Below are 18,844 nucleotides of genomic sequence, written 5' to 3'. Positions count from 1 at the left end.
AAGGAAAGGGCAGCGTGACCGACGAATCGACGGCACGCGACACGCAAGGCAGCAGGCGGCTCAGGTGGAACCTCCTCCGTGCGCTGCTGGGTGTGGTCGTGGTCGGACTGGTGGTCTCCGGCTTCATCGTCTTCGGACGGGGGGCCGGTGACGGGCCGATCGAGAAGGCGGAGTCCGTCTTCGACCCGCCGACGGACCTCGCGGCCCAGCGCGAGGACGTCCTCGCCGCCTCGCGCACGTTCGTCCAGCGGTTCAACAGCTATGGGCCCGACCTGCTGAACGACAGCGGCAAGATGCCCGACTACGCCGCCGTCGGCGAGCTGATGACCCCGAAGTTCCGCACGGTGTTCGACAAGAACGTGGGCTACGCCGAGCAGACGGTCGCCGAGACCGGCATCAGCCGCAAGGGCACGGTGTACGGCGTGGGCGTCGCGTCGATGGACGCCGACTCCGCCGAGGCGCTGGTCGCCGGGACCGTCGAGTTCTCCTACCCCAACCCCGAGGACAGCGACGAGGAGATCACCTTCGAGCCCCGCCGGTTCCGCTACCAGGTGTCGCTGGTGCGGGTCGACGGGAAGTGGCTGGTCGACGACCTCGACGACGTCGACGACTCCCTGCCCTCCTTCGGGGAGGCCTCCATCCCCGAGACCGGCGCCCCCGGAGGCACGCCGACCGAGCAGCCCTCGGGCTCGCCCAGCGGAGGCCCGTCCGGCTCGCCGAGCCCTGAGTCCGGCAGCCCGGGGACCGGTGAGACGCGATGAGCCTCAACCTGTACGACCTCCTGGACGTCGAGGAGACCGCGAGCGCCGCTGAGATCCGGTCCGCCTGGAAGGCCGCGATCGCCGACCTCGACCCGACCGACCGCCGGTTCCGGGCCTACAACGACGCGGCCGGCGTGCTGCTGGACCCCGGCCGGCGCGAGCAGTACGACGCAGAACTGGCCGCGGCCCGCGCCGCCGAGTCCCCCGAGGCCGACGACGCGCCGGCGGACGACGCGGGGACGGCGGGCGAGTCCCGGGCCTCGACGGAGTCCGAGCCGGCAGCAGACGAGCCGAAGGCCGACGAGCCGGAAGCCGACGAGCCGGCGACCGACGAGCCGGAAGCCGACGAGCCGGCCACCGACGAGCCGGCAGCCGACGATCCGGCGTCCGCTCCGCCGCGGTGGGCCCTGCTCGCCGCCGCGGTCGGCGCCGCGGTGGCGTTGGTCGTGGCGGTGGCCCTGCTGGTCCAGACCGCCGGCGGCGCGTCCGCCCAGGAGATCGCCGAGCGCAACAGCCGGCAGCAGCGCGCCGCGGTCACGGCGGAGGCCGCCGCCGAGGCGATGGTCGCCCCGGTGCTGTCCTACAGCTACAAGACCATGGCCGCCGACCTCGACCGGATCCGCGAGTACATGACCGAGGAGGCGGGTGAGAAGCGGGCGGCGATCTGGCCCGAGCTGACCCAGGAGGCCGAGGCGCAGCGCGTCGTCGTCGACGCCACCCCGGTCGGCACCGCGCTGACGAGGATCTCGTCCGACGGCGACCGCGCGACTGTGCTGGTCTTCCTGGACCAGGAGGTCACCAAGCGCGGCGAGGACCCGTTCGTGCTGAAGATGTGGGCGACCCTGTCGTTGGTGCGTGCGCCGGGGGACACCGACCGGTGGCTGCTGGACGACCTCTGCACCGAGGCCGACTGCGAGTGACGCGCGGCCGGTCCGGTCGGCCGAGCCGGTCCGGCGGCGGGTCAGGCGGCGGGGCAGACGGCAGAGCCGGACGGCGGGGACGCTTGACCTGAGCGGGCCGGGGCAGCATGATCGGCGCACGGATCCACCCGAGACGGTGTCGACTGCGTGGTCGCGCAGCCGGCTTTGTTGAGTGCTCGGCGATGGTGTATCGTGGCGCCTTGCGCCTGCCCTCAGATGCGCTTCGGCCTGCCCGGTGGCCGATGATGTGGTGGGAGGGCGCTCTCGAAGAGTCGAACCCGTCGAAGGACAACTCTTGGCCGCGCGCAGCACTCCCGGTAAGTCCCGCATCTCTTTCGCAAAGATCCAGGAGCCGCTCGAGCTCCCGCAGCTCCTCTCCCTCCAGACCGACAGCTTCGACTGGCTGATCGGCAACGAGGCCCACAAGAACCGGATCGAGACGCGCCGCGCCGGCGGCGAGGACGTGTCCGAGAAGTCCGGCCTGGAGGAGATCTTCGAGGAGATCTCCCCGATCGAGGACTTCTCCGAGACGATGTCGCTCTCGTTCGAGAACCCGGTCTTCTACGACCCCAAGTACACCGTCGACGAGTGCAAGGAGAAGGACCTCACCTACTCCGCACCGCTCTACGTCTCCGCCGAATTCACCAACAACGAGACCGGTGAGATCAAGGGCCAGACGGTCTTCATGGGCGACTTCCCGCTCATGACGCCCAAGGGCACGTTCGTCATCAACGGCACCGAGCGCGTCGTCGTCTCCCAGCTGGTCCGGTCGCCGGGCGTCTACTTCGAGCGCGCGGCCGACAAGACGTCCGACAAGGACATCTACACCGCCAAGCTGATCCCGAGCCGCGGCGCCTGGCTGGAGTTCGAGATCGACAAGCGTGACATGGTCGGCGTCCGCCTCGACCGCAAGCGCAAGCAGAACGTCACGGTCCTGCTCAAGGCCCTCCAGGCCATCGCCGAGGACACCGGCGAGGACTACGACTACGAGGCCGTGATGGCCGACCTGCGGCAGTTCGAGTCGATCCAGCTCACCGAGGAGAAGGACAACACCTCCGGTCCGGACGACGCGCTCCTCGACATCTACCGCAAGCTGCGCCCGGGCGAGCCGCCGACGCGTGAGGCTGCGCTGACGCTGCTGAAGAACTACTACTTCAACAGCAAGCGCTACGACCTCGCGAAGGTCGGCCGCTACAAGATCAACAAGAAGCTGGGCCAGGACCAGCCGTTCGACCAGCAGACCATGACGATCTCCGACATGGTCGCGACGATCCGCTACATCGTCGCGCTGCACGACGGTCGCACCGAGCTCGACACCCCGCAGGGCACGATCGAGATCGGCGCCGACGACATCGACCACTTCGGCAACCGCCGGATGCGCACGGTCGGCGAGCTGATCCAGAACCAGCTCCGCACCGGCCTGGCCCGCATGGAGCGCGTCGTCCGCGAGCGGATGACCACCCAGGACGTCGAGGCGATCACGCCGCAGTCGCTGATCAACATCCGGCCCGTGGTCGCGGCGCTGAAGGAGTTCTTCGGCACCTCGCAGCTCTCGCAGTTCATGGACCAGACCAACCCGATCGCGGGCCTGACGCACAAGCGGCGTCTCTCCGCGCTCGGGCCGGGCGGTCTGTCCCGTGACCGCGCGGGCATGGAGGTCCGCGACGTGCACCCGTCGCACTACGGCCGGATGTGCCCCATCGAGACCCCTGAGGGCCCCAACATCGGCCTGATCGGCTCGCTGGCCTCCTACGGCCGGATCAACCCGTTCGGCTTCGTCGAGACGCCCTACCGCAAGGTCGAGAACGGCGTCGTCACCGACAAGGTCGACTACCTCACCGCCGACGACGAGGACCGCTACGTCATCGCGCAGGCCAACGCCGCGCTCGACGAGAACGGCCGCTTCGTCGAGGAGCGGGTGCTGGTGCGCCAGCGCCACGGTGAGGTCTCCGAGATCATCGCCGACGAGGTCGACTACATGGACGTCTCGCCGCGCCAGATGGTGTCGGTCGCGACCGCCCTGATCCCGTTCCTCGAGCACGACGACGCGAACCGCGCGCTCATGGGCGCCAACATGCAGCGTCAGGCGGTGCCGCTGATCCGCAGCGACAGCCCGATCGTCGGCACCGGCATCGAGTACCGCGCGGCGGTCGACGCCGGCGACGTCGTGGTGGCCGAGAAGGCCGGTGTGGTCAAGGACGTGTCGGCCGACCTGGTCGAGACGATGAACGACGACGGCACCTACTCCACCTACCGGCTGGCGAAGTTCCGCCGCTCCAACCAGGGCACCTGCATCAACCAGCGGCCGCTGGTCGCCGCGGGCGACCGGGTCGAGGTCGGCTCGCCGGTCGCCGACGGTCCGTGCACCGACCAGGCGGAGATGGCGCTCGGCACCAACCTGCTGGTGGCGTTCATGCCGTGGGAGGGCCACAACTACGAGGACGCGATCATCCTCAGCCAGCGGCTGGTCCAGGAGGACGTCCTCACCTCGATCCACATCGAGGAGCACGAGGTCGACGCCCGCGACACCAAGCTGGGTCCGGAGGAGATCACCCGCGACATCCCGAACATCAGCGAGGAGATGCTCGCCGACCTCGACGAGCGCGGGATCATCCGGATCGGTGCCGAGGTCACGACCGGCGACATCCTCGTCGGCAAGGTGACGCCGAAGGGCGAGACCGAGCTGACCCCCGAGGAGCGGCTGCTCCGCGCGATCTTCGGCGAGAAGGCGCGCGAGGTGCGCGACACCTCGATGAAGGTGCCCCACGGCGAGTCGGGCACCGTCATCGGCGTCCGGGTCTTCGACCGCGAGGAGGGCGACGAGCTGCCGCCGGGCGTCAACCAGCTGGTCCGCGTGTACGTCGCCCAGAAGCGCAAGATCTCGGTGGGTGACAAGCTCGCCGGGCGTCACGGCAACAAGGGCGTCATCGCGAAGATCCTGCCGGTCGAGGACATGCCGTTCATGGAGGACGGCACGCCGGTCGACGTCGTGCTCAACCCGCTGGGTGTGCCGCGACGGATGAACATCGGCCAGATCCTCGAGCTGCACCTCGGCTGGCTCGGCAAGCAGGGCTGGCACATCGACGCCGACCTGCAGGACCAGGACTGGGCCCAGCGGCTCATCTCCATCGGCGCCGACAAGGCCGAGCCCGACACCAAGCTGGCGACGCCGGTCTTCGACGGCGCCCGCGAGGACGAGATCACCGGCCTGCTGGGTGCCACGCTGCCCAACCGCGACGGTGAGCGGATGATCGGCGAGGACGGCAAGGCGCGGCTCTTCGACGGCCGCTCCGGCGAGCCGTTCCGCGACCCGGTCTCGGTGGGCTACATGTACATCCTCAAGCTCCACCACCTGGTCGACGACAAGATCCACGCGCGCTCGACCGGTCCGTACTCCATGATCACGCAGCAGCCGCTGGGCGGTAAGGCCCAGTTCGGTGGCCAGCGGTTCGGCGAGATGGAGGTGTGGGCCATGGAGGCGTACGGCGCCGCCTACGCGCTCCAGGAGCTGCTCACCATCAAGTCCGACGACGTGCCGGGCCGCGTGAAGGTGTACGAGGCGATCGTCAAGGGCGAGAACATCCCCGACTCGGGCATCCCGGAGTCGTTCAAGGTCCTCGTCAAGGAGATGCAGTCGCTCTGCCTCAACGTGGAGGTGCTGTCGCAGGACGGCACCGCCATCGAGATGCGCGACGCGGAGGAGGACGTCTTCCGCGCCGCCGAGGAGCTCGGCATCGACCTGTCGCGCCGCGAGCCCAGCTCGGTCGAAGAGGTCTGAGGCCCCCCGCGGAGCTCTTCAGCCCGCCTCACAGGCGACGAGCTCCGCGGGGCCCCGGCCCCGTGGTTGCGGCGGCGGGGGCCTCGGTCAACAACGTGAATCGAACTTCCAGTAACTAACGAAGGACAGCAGCCATCGTGCTCGACGTTAACTTCTTCGACCAGCTTCAGATCGGCCTGGCCACCGCGGACGACATCCGCACGTGGAGCCACGGCGAGGTCAAGAAGCCGGAGACCATCAACTACCGCACGCTCAAGCCCGAGCGTGACGGCCTCTTCTGCGAGAAGATCTTCGGTCCCACGCGGGACTGGGAGTGCTACTGCGGCAAATACAAGCGGGTCCGCTTCAAGGGCATCATCTGCGAGCGCTGCGGCGTCGAGGTGACCCGCTCGAAGGTTCGCCGCGAGCGGATGGGCCACATCGAGCTCGCCGCCCCGGTGACCCACATCTGGTACTTCAAGGGTGTGCCGAGCCGGCTCGGCTACCTGCTCGACCTGGCGCCGAAGGACCTCGAGAAGGTCATCTACTTCGCCGCCTACATGATCACCGCGGTCGACGAGGACGCGCGGCACCGCGACCTGTCCTCGCTCGAGTCGAAGATCCAGCTCCAGCGCGAGTCGATCGAGAAGCGCCGCGACGCCGGCCTCGAGGACCGCACGAAGAAGCTGGAGGAGGACCTCGCCGCCCTCGAGGCGGAGGGCGCCAAGGCCGACCAGCGCCGCAAGGTGCGCGACGGCGCCGAGCGCGAGCTCAAGCAGCTGCGCGACCGCGCGCAGCGCGAGCTGGACCGCCTCGAGGAGGTCTGGGAGACCTTCAAGAGCCTCAAGGTGCAGGACCTGATGGGTGACGAGGTCCTCTACCGCGAGATGAAGAACTGGTTCGGGAAGTACTTCGAGGGCCACATGGGCGCCACGGCGATCCAGAAGCGCCTCGAGAGCTTCGACATCGAGGCCGAGGTGGCGTCGCTGCGCGAGACCATCGCGACCGGCAAGGGCCAGCGCAAGGTCCGCGCCCTCAAGCGGCTCAAGGTGGTCGACGCGTTCCGCAAGACCGGCAACAAGCCGCAGGGCATGGTGCTGGACGCCGTCCCGGTCATCCCGCCGGACCTGCGCCCGATGGTGCAGCTCGACGGTGGCCGGTTCGCGACCTCCGACCTCAACGACCTCTACCGCCGGGTGATCAACCGCAACAACCGGCTGAAGCGGCTGCTCGACCTCGGCGCGCCCGAGATCATCGTCAACAACGAGAAGCGGATGCTCCAGGAGGCCGTCGACTCGCTGTTCGACAACGGCCGCCGCGGTCGTCCCGTCACCGGTCCGGGCAACCGGCCGCTGAAGTCGCTGTCCGACATGCTCAAGGGCAAGCAGGGCCGGTTCCGCCAGAACCTGCTCGGCAAGCGGGTGGACTACTCCGGCCGCTCGGTCATCGTGTCCGGCCCGCAGCTGAAGCTGCACCAGTGCGGCCTGCCCAAGCAGATGGCGCTGGAGCTGTTCAAGCCGTTCGTGATGAAGCGGCTGGTCGACCTGTCGCACGCGCAGAACATCAAGTCCGCCAAGCGGATGGTCGAGCGCGCTCGCCCGGTCGTGTGGGACGTCCTGGAGGAGGTCATCACCGAGCACCCGGTGCTGCTCAACCGGGCGCCCACGCTGCACCGCCTCGGCATCCAGGCCTTCGAGCCGCAGCTGATCGAGGGCAAGGCCATCCAGATCCACCCGCTCGTCTGCACCGCGTTCAACGCGGACTTCGACGGCGACCAGATGGCGGTGCACCTGCCGCTGTCGGCCGAGGCCCAGGCCGAGGCGCGGATCCTGATGCTGTCGACCAACAACATCCTCAAGCCGTCCGACGGACGTCCGGTGACCATGCCGACCCAGGACATGATCATCGGCCTGTTCTTCCTGACGACCGAGCGTCCCGGCTCGATCGGCGAGGGCCGGGTGTTCTCCTCGCCGGCCGAGGCGATCATGGCGTTCGACCGCAACGAGATCACGCTGCAGAGCAAGGTGCGGATCCGGTTCACCGACGCCCTCGTCGAGGGCGTGGAGCCGGGCGAGCCGGTGATCCTGGAGACCACGCTGGGTCGGTCGCTGTTCAACGACACGCTGCCCGCGGACTACCCGTACGTCAACGAGGAGGTCGGCAAGAAGCGCCTCGGCGCCATCGTCAACGACCTCGCCGAGCGCTACGGCAAGGTCGAGGTCGCGGCGTCGCTGGACGCGCTGAAGGACACCGGCTTCTACTGGGCGACCCGCTCGGGTGTGACCGTGTCCATCGACGACGTCACCACGCCGGCGAACAAGTCCGAGATCCTCGCCGACTTCGAGGACAAGGCCGCGAAGATCCAGAAGCAGTTCGAGCGCGGCCTGGTCACCGACGAGGAGCGCCGCCAGGAGCTCATCGAGATCTGGACCGAGGCCGGCAAGCGCGTCGGTGACGCGATGGAGGAGGCCTTCAAGGAGCAGCCGGCCAACCCGATCTACATGCAGGTCTACTCGGGGGCGTCCGGAAACTTCAACCAGATCCGTCAGGTCGGCGCGATGCGCGGACTGGTGGCGAACCCGAAGGGCGAGATCATCCCGCGGCCGATCAAGGCCAACTTCCGCGAGGGTCTCTCCGTGCTGGAGTACTTCATCTCCACCCACGGCGCCCGCAAGGGTCTGGCCGACACCGCGCTCCGCACGGCGGACTCCGGCTACCTGACCCGTCGCCTGGTCGACGTGTCGCAGGACGTCATCATCCGCGAGGACGACTGCGGCACGGAGCGCGGCCTGCCGAAGCGGATCGGCGACCGGCTCGAGGACGGCACCGTCGTCAAGAACGAGAACGCCGAGACCGCGGCGTACGCCCGGACGGCGGCCGTCGACATCGAGCACCCGGACAGTGGCGAGGTCCTCGCCCGGGCCGGGGACGACCTGGGTGACGTCAAGATCGCCGAGCTGATCGAGGCCGGCATCGAGGAGGTCAAGGTCCGCTCGGTGCTCACCTGCGACGCCCGCACCGGCACCTGCGCGAAGTGCTACGGCCGGTCGCTGGCGACCGGCAAGCTGGTCGACATCGGCGAGGCGGTCGGCATCATCGCGGCCCAGTCGATCGGTGAGCCCGGCACGCAGCTGACGATGCGCACCTTCCACACCGGTGGTGTGGCCTCCGCGGACGACATCACGCAGGGTCTGCCCCGCGTGGTCGAGCTCTTCGAGGCCCGCACGCCCAAGGGCGTCTCGCCGATCTCCGAGGCCGCCGGCCGGGTGCAGATCGAGGAGACCGACAAGGCGCGCAAGGTCGTGGTCACCCCCGACGACGGCAGCGAGGCCATCGAGTACGCCGTGTCCCGCCGCTCGCGCCTGCTCGTGCAGGACGGCGACCACATCCAGGTCGGCCAGATGCTCACCCAGGGCACGCCCGACCCGAAGGAGGTGCTCCGGATCCTCGGCGTCCGCCGGACCCAGCAGCACCTGGTGGACGAGGTCCAGGAGGTCTACCGCAGCCAGGGCGTGTCGATCCACGACAAGCACATCGAGATCATCGTGCGGCAGATGCTGCGCCGGATCACGGTGCTGGAGTCGGGCGAGACCAACCTGCTGCCGTCGGACCTGGTCGACCGGGTCATCTTCGAGGAGGAGAACCGCCGGGTCGTCTCCGAGGGCGGCAAGCCGGCCTCGGGTCGTCCGGAGCTGATGGGCATCACGAAGGCGTCGCTCGCGACGGAGTCGTGGCTCTCGGCGGCCTCCTTCCAGGAGACCACCCGGGTGCTCACCGACGCCGCGATCAACGCCCGCTCCGACAGCCTGCGTGGCCTGAAGGAGAACGTGATCATCGGCAAGCTGATCCCGGCGGGCACCGGCCTGGAGCGCTACCGCAACATCCGCGTGGAGCCGACGGAGGAGGCGCGCGCCGCGGCGTACGCCGTCACCGGCTACGAGTCCTACGACTACGAGTTCGGCAACGCGTCGGGCCAGGCGGTCGCCCTGGACGACTTCGACTTCGGGTCGTACAACAACTGATCCGCTGATCGCCGAAGGCCCCTCCCGTGACGCGCGGGAGGGGCCTTCGTGTTCCACGGTCCACCCCGCCCCCCACAGGCGCGGTGGACCCGCCGGTCACTGACCGGACGTGATGGGGCTGCGCCCGAAGGCCAGCCAGATGCCGGCGACCACCAGCCCGACGATGATCATCGACGGCAGGCCCGGCACCCCGGTGACGAACGCGGCGCCGAGCAGCGCGGTCGCCAGCACCGCGGCGAGCGCGCCCAGCCCGCGGGAGACCAGCCGCTCGCGGAAGGCCATCCAGGCCAGGCCGTACGCCGAGGCGACCAGCGGGATGAAGGCGATGTAGGGGCTGAAGTCGGTGAGGATGTAGTAGTTGTAGAGGCCCTCGGTGTCGTAGGTGTCCTCCTCGGCGGCACCGGGGAAGTAGTTGCCGACCGCGCCGCGCCAGCCGTAGGCGAGGGTGGTGATGGCGGCGGTCGCCACCACGCCGTACGACACGACGGTGGCGCCGACCGATCCCGGGAAGCGTCGCTCGACGCGGTGCCGCCAGACGGCCGCGGTCACCAGCAGCAGGATCGCCACGACGTAGCCGATCGCGCCGGACAGCCGGTAGGGCAGGTGGTCGATGCCGACGACGTCCTCGGCCGTGACGGGGTAGTCGAAGTCGCCGCTGGCGTCGGGGCGACCCTCGAGCAGCAGGGCGGCCACGCCGAGCAGCCCGCAGAGGCTGATCAGCAGCGGCCACGCGGTGAAGCCGCCGGCCCGCTGCGGCGTCGCCGGGGCGATGGTGGGCGGGGACAGGGGAGTGGTCTCGTTCATGCCCCGAGCCTCGTGTGCCGGAGCACCCGGGTCCCAGTGCCCATCGACCTCGGCTTCCGGGCGCCGGTGTCCTAGTGCGGCCGGGCCGTCGCGTCCCGCTCCTCGCCGCCCAGGCCGGCCTCCCGGGCCCGCACGATCAGCTGGGCGCGGTCGGGCAGGTCGAGCTTGGCGAGCACGCCGTAGACGTAGTTGCGGACGGTCTTGGTCGACAGGACCAGGCGGCGGGCGATGGTGGCGTTGTCGTAGCCGCGGGCCACCAGGTCGACGACCTCGCGCTCGCGGTCGGTGAGCTCCGGGAGGGGCACCGCGCCACGGGTGCGCGCCCCGGACAGGTACACCGCCGCACGCTGGGCCAGCTGCGGCCCGAGCAGGAAGTCGCCGTTGGCCACGGACCGGACCGCCCGCTCCACCTCGTCGGGCGAGGCACCCTTGAGCAGGAACCCACGGGCGCCGGCGCGGATCGAGGCGAACAGCGAGTCGTCGTCGCCGAGCATGGTGATCACCAGGACACCGAGGGTCGGGTCGCGCCGGCAGAGCTCCCTGGTGGTCTCGACCCCGGAGTCGCCGCCGAGGTCGAGGTCCATCAGCACGACGTGGGGGGAGTGGGCGGCCACCGCGGCCACGGCCTCCGCCGCGTCGGCGGCCTCGCCGACGACCTCGACGTCCGGCAGCGAGCGGAGCAGCGCGCTCATGCCGATGCGGAACACCGGGTGGTCGTCGACCACCAGCACCCGGATGGGAGTCAGCTCGTTCACGGCAGCACCATCACCACGCGGGTCCCTCGCTCGTCGCCCTCCACCGTCACGTGCCCGCCTAGCTCGGCCGCCCGCTCGCGCATCGAGGCCATGCCCACGCCGGGCTGGACGTCGCTGCCGATGCCCCGGCCGTCGTCGCAGACCTCCAGGCGTACGCCGCCGTGCGCCGGAGTCGTGAGCCGCACGACGCAGTGCCGGGCCCCCGCGTGCCGCTCGGCGTTGCGCACCGCCTCCGCCGCGACCTGGTAGACCACGATCTGGTGGATCCCGTCGAGCCGGTCGGCGTGCGGAGCATCCACCGACACCGAGAACCGCGGCATCGAGTGGCGCTCGGCGAGCAGCGCCAGCGCCTCGCCCAGCCTTCCCTCGTCGAGCGCCGGGGGAAGCACGACCCGCGCCATCTGCCGGACGTCGTCGGCGCGCCGGCTGAGCTCCTCGACGAGCCGGCCGAGCAGCACGGCGTCGGCGTCGCTCAGGGTCGACGTCGCGGGCACCGCGGCGAGGGCCAGTGCGGTGCCGGAGAGTGCCGGCCCGATCCCGTCGTGGAGCTCCCGGCGCAGCAGCCGGCGCTCCTCGTGGCGCACCTCCACGACCCGCGCGCGGGCCTCCTCGACCGCCCGGTTGGCCTCGTCGAGCTGGGCGGCGACGGCCACCAGGCCGGAGATCTGCCGCAGCAGACGGACGGTGCGGGGGTCCAGCCGCTCGCCGCGCGGCGGCACGGCGGTGAGCACGCCCACCGGCCGACCACGCTGGTGGAGCTCCAGCCGCAGGCCGCGCTCGCTGTCGTCGTACTCCGTGCGGCCGGAGGCGGCGACCCGCTCGCCGTGGAGGCTCACCTCCACGCGCGCCAGCCGAAGGGCCCGGCGGAGCGCGTCGACCAGGCCGGCCAGCTGCGGGGTCTCGCCGTCACCGGACTGCAGCGCCTGGGCCACGCGCTCCAGGAGCACCGACGGGTCGGCCCCGGAGCCGAACACCAGGCGCTCCACCTGGCGCTGGAGCAGGTCCCGCAGGGGGAGGACCGCCAGCGCCAGGACCGCGACCACCACCATGCCGCTCGACTCCGCCTGCCACGGGGTCAGCATGCCGAGGGCCCACACGGCGACGACGTAGCCGACGACCAGCGTCGCGGTGAGCAGGACGCCGACCAGGGTCCGGGAGATCGCCAGGTCCACCCGCCACGACGGCTGGCTGCGGATCAGCACGAACACCGCGGCGAGCAGCAGCACCTCGGCGAGGCCCAGGAGCGCCGCGCCCGCGAGCGGCCAGGGGCCGCCGAGGCTGACGCCGGTCTCGAAGACGAGGTAGGCGAGCGCGACCGAGACCAGGGCCACCACCAGCCAGACCACGCCGCGCCGCTCGTCGGGCCGCCCGCTGCGCAGCCGGCCGCCGAGGTGGACCGCGACCGCGAGCGCCAGGACGCAGTACAGCGGGATGAGCCACCCGTCGACCGTCCAGGCCAGCTCGGAGACCCGCCCCCCGCCGGTCAGCGGGTGCGCGGGTGCGCCCGGCACCTGGACGAGCAGCCGGATCGCGGTCCCGGCCGCGACGACGACCCCGCCGGTGATCGCCAGCCGCCGGGCCCAGCCGGTGGGCGGTCCGGGCGTCAGCAGGAACGGCAGCACCAGGGCCGAGACCAGGGTGGCGGCGGTCCACCCGGTCAGCAGCACCGGCGCCGCCCACGCCGTGCCGGGGAGCCCGGGGCTCTCCACGGCGAGAACCGTCCAGGCGATGCCCGCGGCCGTCAGCGTGTAGCCCCAGCCCGACGCCAGGAGCGCCCAGCCGACCGCGTGGCGGCTGCGGGCGACGACGAGGGCGCCGACCGGGCCGTAGAGCAGGGCGACGACGAGGTCGAGCGGCGCGAGCTGGCGCTGCACCTCGTAGGGCGGGTCGGGCACCTCGGAGGTCGCGAGCAGCGCCAGCGCGGTGACCACGGCGAGGACCAGCTGGCCGCCGCCCAGCACGACGGCCGCGCGCTCGGCGACGCCGAGGCGCGTGGAGGGGGGTGGACCCGGTGCCGACACGCCGGCCATTGTCGCGTCTCGGGCGGCCCGAGGGGACGGGTTCGCAGTCCTGACCGTCCGGGCACGACCGGTCCCCGCCCCGTCGTACAGCCGTGCTGTGCCGGCACCGCCTGCATCGGGAACGACGGGGTACCTCTCGGGGAAGGACCTCGAGAGCACATCGGAGGCGACCATGGTCAACGACATCCCCCCTGCGGGCGACGACCGGCCCGGTCCGCGCGTGGGCAGCAGCGACCTGCCGCCGGACGGCGTGGCGATGGACGGCACGCCGGTCGACCAGCTCGAGCAGGAGCGTGCCGAGCGGCTCGATCCCGCCAACCGGGCGGAGGAGGCGGAGATCGACAACACGCATCGTGACTTCGACGTGGAGAAGGGGATGTTCACCGACAACCCCGACTACGACCGGGCGCCGAAGAAGTTCCCGCCGCTCGGCGAGGGCGGCGCCTGAGCGACCGTCCGCCGAGACCCGTGCGGTTACCGGTCGAGGAAGGTCTGCTTGACCGCCGCCAGCAGCGGGTTCGTGTCGTCGGGAAGCGCGCCGTAGTTCAGGGTCCACACGATCGCGCCGCCGGCCTCGCCGCGGCGTACGTAGGCGGCCTTGGCGGCGATGGACTGCTCGTCCTCGTAGGACAGGAAGCCGGCCGGGTTGCGCCGGGGGTCCGCGGCGGGCACGAAGCCGGCGCCGCCGTACACCCGGTACGTCGACGAGGCGGCGTCGTCGAAGTGCCGCGTGCCGTGGCTCAGGTAGCCCTGGGCGCGCAGGTTGGCGTAGGACAGCGCGACGTCGTTGATCTCGTAGATGTCGTTGCCCGCGGTGCTCTGCCGCGGCCCGTCGATCGAGGGACCGTAGTAGATCCCGTAGAAGCCGATGCCGAGCCCGATCCGCGCGCGGGGCACCCCGGTGGCCTCGTAGGCGTCGATCGAGGCGTCGATGCTCATCGGCGTGGTGCCGCTCTCCCCGTCCAGCGCCCCCGAGAACCACGAGTGCCAGCCGTCGCCGTTCCAGGTGGTCCCGACGCCGTAGGTCATCAGGTTGTACTGGTCGACCAGGTTCGCCACGTCGGCCTGCCACTGCTTGACCCTGCCGCCGCGACCGGCGGTCTCGTTGATGCTCACGGCGTAGCCCGGGAAGGTGATCAGCCCGGGCGTCGTCGCGTAGCGGGGCCGGGTGGCCATCTCGGCGCGCAGCTCGCGGATCAGCGCCGTCAGCCGCCGCACCGCCTCGGCCTCGGTGATGTCGACGCCGCACTGCCCGGCCGGTCCGCCGATGCAGTTCTCCCAGTCCACGTCGACCCCGTCGTAGTCGTGGGCGACCAGGTAGTCCACGACGTTGTCGACGAAGGTGGCGCGCACGTCGTCGCGGGTCGAGGCGACGAAGCCGCGGCCGTCGAACCCGTCGCCGCCGAGCATGAGGAGCGCCTTGGTGCCGGCGGCGTGCGCGCGGCGGACGGCGTGGTCCTCCACCGACACGCCGTCGTACGGCGACGCGGCCGGGTCGTGCGCCGTGCCGGCCCCACGCACGACGGTCCCCGGCGAGCCGCCCAGCGAGCCGCCCCCCGGCGCGACCCGGCCGAAGACGAAGTGGGTCATCGCCGACATGTCGACCTCGTGCGGGGCATAGCCCTGGTCCCAGAACCAGCCCGCGTAGTAGCCGGTCACCCAGGGTGAGCCGGTCAGCGGGCCGGGTCCGTCGGGCAGCGGCCTCCGCACCGCCACGGTGACGACGGGCGACCACCGCGGGGCCACCTTGACCCGGTAGCGGGCCGTCGTCGCCGGCATCCGCACCCGGAAGGCGAAGCGCCCGTAGCGGCCTGACCGGGTCGCCGTCACACCCTTCCACGAGCCGGAGAGCCGGCGCTGGAGGACCACCCGGAGCCCCCGCGCGCGGGCCTTCCCGCGAAGGACGACCGTCCCGCCGGAGGTCGCCGTCGCCGGCCCGCGCAGGCTCGGCGCGGCGGCCGCGCGCGCGGCGGGTGCGGCGGAGGCCGGCAGGTTCGAGGGGGTCGCCGGGATCGAGGAGGTCGACGGGGTCGAGGACGTCGACGGCGCGGCGCCGACGGCGGCGGGCCCGAGGACCGCCACCGCGAGCGCCAGCACCAGGCTGAGCAGACGGGCACGCATCCGGTCATCGTGCCGTCGTGCACGGCCCGGTCGGCAAGGGGCGAGCGTCCCGACCATCCGGGACGGGGGTCCCGGGTCGGTGCGCCGAGCCGGCCGGCGAGCTCGCCGGGGCACCCGCCCGCGGCGCGCTCGCGCCGCCGGGGACAATGGGCCGGTGACCGAGACCACGCCGCAGCGCACCGACGTGCTCGTCGTCGGCGCCGGCCCCGCCGGGTCGGCCGCGGCGGCGTGGGCGGCGCGGCAGGGTCGAGACGTCGTACTCGCGGACGCGGCGGTGTTCCCGCGCGACAAGACCTGCGGCGACGGGCTCACCCCGCGCGCGATCGGCGAGCTCGAGCGGCTCGGGCTCCGCGACTGGGTGCGCGCGCACACCGTCAACCAGGGGCTGCGGGCGCACGGCTTCGGCCGGACGCTGCACCTGCCGTGGCCCGGCGGGAGCCTGCCCGACTGGGGCAGCGCCGTCGCGCGCACCGAGCTCGACGACCACCTCCGCACCACGGCGATCAAGTCCGGCGCGACGGCCGTCGACGGTGCCCGGGCGGTCGCCGCGCGGATGGACGGCGACCGGGTGGCGGCGGTGCGGTTCAAGGACGGTCGCGAGATCGGCTGCCGCACGCTGGTGGTGGCCGACGGCGTCCGGTCGCCCCTGGGCAAGGTGCTCGGACGCGAGTGGCACCGCGACACCGTGTACGGCGTCGCCGGGCGCAGCTACGTCTCGTCGAGCCGCGCGGACGACCCGTGGATCAGCTCGCACCTGGAGCTGCGCGGCCAGGACGGCGAGATCCTCTCGGGCTACGGCTGGATCTTCCCGCTCGGCGACGGGGCGGGCGAGGTCAACCTGGGCGTCGGCACGCTGGCCACCGCCAAGCGGCCCGCCGACGTGGCGATCAAGCCGCTGATGGGCTTCTATGCCGACGCGCGCCGGGAGGAGTTCGGGCTCGGCACCGAGCTGCGGATGCCGACCTCCGCGCTGCTGCCGATGGGCGGCGCGGTGTCGCACGTGGCCGGGCGCAACTGGGCGCTGATCGGCGACGCCGCCGCCTGCGTGAACCCGCTCAACGGTGAGGGCATCGACTACGGCCTGGAGACCGGTCGCCTCCTCGCCGAGCTGCTCGCCGAGGATCCCGACGTGGACCTGGGCCGGGTGTGGCCGGCGCTGCTGCGCGAGCACTACGGCGAGTCGTTCTCCGTCGCCCGCCGCCTCGCCGGCCTGGTCACCGTCCCGCGGCTGCTCCCCGCGCTCGGCCCGGTCGGCATGCGCTCCGACCTGCTGATGACCCTGGCTCTGCGCTGGATGGGCAACCTGGTCACCGACGAGGACCGCGACCGCGCCGCCCGGGTGTGGCGCTGGGCCGGCCGCCGCTCCCTGGCCCGCGACCACCGGCCCCCCTTCTCCTGATCGCCGAGTTGGGGTTTTCGTCCCCCGAGTTGGGGTCTCGGTGCTGGTCCCGGCCGGAGCGCACGACTCGCAGGCCCCGACGTACGACTCGCGGGGCGGGAGGTACGACTCGCGGGGCGGGAGGTACGACTCGCGGGGCGGGAGGTACGACTCGCGGCGCGGGAGGTACGACTCGCGGGGCGGAAGCCCCAACTCGCGTCCGTAGGGTGGAGGGGGAGGCGAGGTGAGCGAGGAGGACGGCGGCATGGGGCAGCGGGTGCAGCGGCTGGCGGCGTACGCCGTGATCGTCCGGGGTGACCAGATCCTGCTGTCACGGCTCTCCGAGCGGGTCACCCGGCACGAGCTGTGGTCGCTGCCGGGGGGCGGCGTCGATCACGGGGAGGACCCTCGGGACGCGGTGGTGCGCGAGGTCTACGAGGAGACCGGCCTGCGGGCCGAGGTCGGCGAGACGGCGCACGTGTTCTCCCTCCACGTCGCCGACTCCTGGCGGCGCGGGCGGCGGGTCGACGCCCACTCGGTGCGGATCGTCTACGAGGGCTGGGTGCCGCCGGACGCGCCGGAGCCGCAGGTGACCGAGGTCGACGGCTCCACCGCGGAGGCGGCGTGGAAGCCGATCGCGAGCGTGCTCGACGGCACCCTGCCGACGGTGGCGCTCGTGGGCCAGGCCTTGGCGGCCTACCGCCCCACTCCCTTGCAGCGGGTCTCAGCCTACGCGTACGTCGAGCATGAGGGCCGGCTGCTGCTGGCCCGCAACTCGGTGCGCGGCCCGCGGCCCGGCGTCTGGACGCTGCCCGGCGGCGGCGTCGACCACGGGGAGTCGCCGGTGAGTGCCGTCGCCCGCGAGGTGCGGGAGGAGACCGGGCTGGTCGCCGAGGTCGGCCCGGTGCTCACGGTGCACGACGTGCACTTCGCCGGCACCGCTCCGCACGGCCGCCACGAGGACTTCCACGGCATCCAGCTGGTGCACCGGGCGACGGTCGCGGAGGCCGGGGATCCGCGGGTGGTCGAGGAGGACGGCACGACGGACGCCGCGGAGTGGGTGCCGTTCGAGGAGATCGCCGACGGGTCCCGCAAGGTGACCGAGCTGGTGCGGGTCGCGATGGAGGCCGCCGGGGACTGACCCGTTGCACACTTCGGCTAATGGTCGTAGCCTGAAGCTATGGCTATTAGCCCCAGTGCCGGCCGCACCGCCGCCCGGCGGCAGCTGACCATCGACGAGGCGCTCGACCACGCCGAGCGGATCCTCGAGTCCGACGGCGCCGGAGCGGTGACCGTGTCGGAGGTCGCCCGACGGATGGGGATCCGGCCGCCGTCGCTCTACAAGTACTTCCCGTCCCTGCACGCGATCTACGACGCGCTGTTCGCCCGCGGCAACGAGCGGCTGACCGCGTACGTCGAGGAGGCGATCCGCGACCGGGAGCCGGGACTCGACCGGCTGCTGGAGGGCATCCGGTCGTTCGGGCGCTGGTCGATGCTGAACAAGGGGATCTCGACGCTGCTCTTCTGGCGGCCGGTGCCGGGGTTCGAGCCGAGTCCGGAGTCCTTCGAGCTCGCCGCCGGCCTGGTCACCCGCTTCCGCGCGGAGCTGGCCACGGCCGTGCGCAACGGCGAGCTGGCCGACTGGGCGGACACTGACGAGACGTTCCGCCTGCTGACCTCGATCTCGGCCGGCCTGTGCTCGCAGCAGCTGGCCAACGAACCCGGCGCGTCGTACGACGACGGCGCGTTCACCTCACTCACCGACCGCGCGCTGGCGATGTTCGTCGCTGCCCACGCGCCGGCATCCAGGAAGGAACGACCATGAGGCAGGAACTCACCACCGACAGCGTCGAGCGCCACATCGAGGCCTCGCCGGAGGCGCTCTACGACATCGTCGCCGACGTCACGCGCACACCCGAGCTCTCGCCGGAGATCACCGCGTGCGAGTGGATCGACGGCGCCACGGGCCCGGTGGTCGGAGCCCGGTTCCGCGCGCGCAACCACGCAGGGCGCGGGCCCGACTGGCACAACGAGCCCGTCGTGGAGGTGGCCGACCGGGGGCGGGAGTTCGCCTTCTCCCGCAGCGAGAAGGGCGCCGGCACGATCCGGTGGCGCTACGTCTTCGAGCCGGAGGGCACCGGCACCCGGGTCACCGAGTCCTACGAGGTGGTCCGGCCGGTCCCGCTGTTCGGCTGGTTCGTCATCGGCTGGGTCTACGGCAACACGGACCGCCGCAGCGACCTGCGCCGCGGGATGACCGTCACGCTCGACCGCCTCGCCTCGCTGGTCGAGGCATGAGGTCGGC

Annotated in this window: 13 protein-coding genes; 9 read left to right on the top strand and 4 right to left on the bottom strand. The window is 71.8% G+C overall.

Annotation, left to right across the window (positions count from 1 at the left end; genetic code table 11):
• Nucleotides 1-14: 14 nt before the first annotated feature.
• The 4 genes from ACPOLA_RS08475 to ACPOLA_RS08460 all read left to right on the top strand — a co-directional run bounded on the left by ACPOLA_RS08475 (nucleotide 15) and on the right by ACPOLA_RS08460 (nucleotide 9,460).
• Nucleotides 15-761, top strand: coding sequence for a hypothetical protein (locus ACPOLA_RS08475; RefSeq protein ID WP_435769979.1), 747 nt, complete (start codon nucleotides 15-17; stop codon nucleotides 759-761).
• Nucleotides 758-1,681: a J domain-containing protein gene (locus ACPOLA_RS08470; RefSeq protein WP_435769978.1), complete on the top strand. Its 924-nt coding sequence runs from the start codon at nucleotides 758-760 to the stop codon at nucleotides 1,679-1,681. Before ACPOLA_RS08475 ends, ACPOLA_RS08470 begins: the two co-directional genes overlap by 4 nt.
• Nucleotides 1,682-1,976: 295 nt before the next feature.
• On the top strand, nucleotides 1,977-5,459 hold the full coding sequence (gene rpoB, locus ACPOLA_RS08465) for a DNA-directed RNA polymerase subunit beta (protein WP_435769977.1): 3,483 nt from the start codon (nucleotides 1,977-1,979) through the stop codon (nucleotides 5,457-5,459).
• A gap of 137 nt (nucleotides 5,460-5,596) precedes the next feature.
• Complete coding sequence (locus ACPOLA_RS08460; protein WP_435769976.1) at nucleotides 5,597-9,460, top strand: DNA-directed RNA polymerase subunit beta'; 3,864 nt, start codon at nucleotides 5,597-5,599, stop codon at nucleotides 9,458-9,460.
• A 96-nt stretch (nucleotides 9,461-9,556) separates the two neighbouring features.
• Here the strand turns inward: ACPOLA_RS08460 and ACPOLA_RS08455 are convergent, their stop codons facing one another.
• The 3 genes from ACPOLA_RS08455 to ACPOLA_RS08445 form a co-directional block, all read right to left on the bottom strand.
• Nucleotides 9,557-10,264, bottom strand: coding sequence for a hypothetical protein (locus ACPOLA_RS08455; RefSeq protein WP_435769975.1), 708 nt, complete (start codon nucleotides 10,262-10,264; stop codon nucleotides 9,557-9,559).
• Nucleotides 10,265-10,335: 71 nt separating this feature from the next.
• Nucleotides 10,336-11,019, bottom strand: a complete 684-nt coding sequence (locus ACPOLA_RS08450) for a response regulator transcription factor (protein WP_435769974.1) — start codon at nucleotides 11,017-11,019, stop codon at nucleotides 10,336-10,338.
• Complete coding sequence (locus ACPOLA_RS08445; protein ID WP_435769973.1) at nucleotides 11,016-13,040, bottom strand: sensor histidine kinase; 2,025 nt, start codon at nucleotides 13,038-13,040, stop codon at nucleotides 11,016-11,018. The genes ACPOLA_RS08450 and ACPOLA_RS08445 overlap by 4 nt, the downstream gene beginning before the upstream one ends.
• 172 nt (nucleotides 13,041-13,212) lie before the next feature.
• Here ACPOLA_RS08445 and ACPOLA_RS08440 point away from each other — a divergent pair, with 172 nt between their 5' ends.
• Nucleotides 13,213-13,488, top strand: coding sequence for a hypothetical protein (locus ACPOLA_RS08440; RefSeq protein WP_435769972.1), 276 nt, complete (start codon nucleotides 13,213-13,215; stop codon nucleotides 13,486-13,488).
• A gap of 26 nt (nucleotides 13,489-13,514) precedes the next feature.
• Here the strand turns inward: ACPOLA_RS08440 and ACPOLA_RS08435 are convergent, their stop codons facing one another.
• Entirely contained in the window at nucleotides 13,515-15,161 is a 1,647-nt protein-coding gene (locus ACPOLA_RS08435) for a glycoside hydrolase family 18 protein (RefSeq protein ID WP_435769971.1), read from the bottom strand.
• 154 nt (nucleotides 15,162-15,315) lie between these two features.
• Here ACPOLA_RS08435 and ACPOLA_RS08430 point away from each other — a divergent pair, with 154 nt between their 5' ends.
• From ACPOLA_RS08430 to ACPOLA_RS08415, 4 genes are all read left to right on the top strand, one after another.
• Entirely contained in the window at nucleotides 15,316-16,560 is a 1,245-nt protein-coding gene (locus ACPOLA_RS08430) for a geranylgeranyl reductase family protein (protein WP_435769970.1), read from the top strand.
• Between the two features lie 223 nt (nucleotides 16,561-16,783).
• Entirely contained in the window at nucleotides 16,784-17,680 is an 897-nt protein-coding gene (locus ACPOLA_RS08425) for an NUDIX domain-containing protein (protein ID WP_435769969.1), read from the top strand.
• Nucleotides 17,681-17,719: 39 nt separating this feature from the next.
• Complete coding sequence (locus ACPOLA_RS08420; RefSeq protein WP_435769968.1) at nucleotides 17,720-18,364, top strand: TetR/AcrR family transcriptional regulator; 645 nt, start codon at nucleotides 17,720-17,722, stop codon at nucleotides 18,362-18,364.
• Nucleotides 18,361-18,837 (top strand): SRPBCC family protein, encoded by a 477-nt coding sequence (locus ACPOLA_RS08415; protein WP_435769967.1) that lies wholly within the window; start codon nucleotides 18,361-18,363, stop codon nucleotides 18,835-18,837. The genes ACPOLA_RS08420 and ACPOLA_RS08415 overlap by 4 nt, the downstream gene beginning before the upstream one ends.
• The last annotated feature ends 7 nt before the right edge of the window (nucleotides 18,838-18,844 follow it).

The organism is Nocardioides proteolyticus, from assembly GCF_051280635.3.
Classification (GTDB): Bacteria; Actinomycetota; Actinomycetes; order Propionibacteriales; family Nocardioidaceae; genus Nocardioides.
This window is presented reverse-complemented; position numbering and strand designations above follow the sequence as displayed.

What these genes read in the sequence shown, in the direction of transcription:
- ACPOLA_RS08440 (WP_435769972.1), top strand. Translation starts at nt 13,213, where the DNA reads ATGGTCAACGACATCCCCCCTGCGGGCGACGACCGGCCCGGTCCGCGC.
- ACPOLA_RS08415 (WP_435769967.1), top strand. Translation starts at nt 18,361, where the DNA reads ATGAGGCAGGAACTCACCACCGACAGCGTCGAGCGCCACATCGAGGCC.
- ACPOLA_RS08420 (WP_435769968.1), top strand. Translation starts at nt 17,720, where the DNA reads ATGGCTATTAGCCCCAGTGCCGGCCGCACCGCCGCCCGGCGGCAGCTG.
- ACPOLA_RS08470 (WP_435769978.1), top strand. Translation starts at nt 758, where the DNA reads ATGAGCCTCAACCTGTACGACCTCCTGGACGTCGAGGAGACCGCGAGC.
- ACPOLA_RS08455 (WP_435769975.1), bottom strand. Translation starts at nt 10,264, where the DNA reads ATGAACGAGACCACTCCCCTGTCCCCGCCCACCATCGCCCCGGCGACG.
- ACPOLA_RS08435 (WP_435769971.1), bottom strand. Translation starts at nt 15,161, where the DNA reads ATGCGTGCCCGTCTGCTCAGCCTGGTGCTGGCGCTCGCGGTGGCGGTC.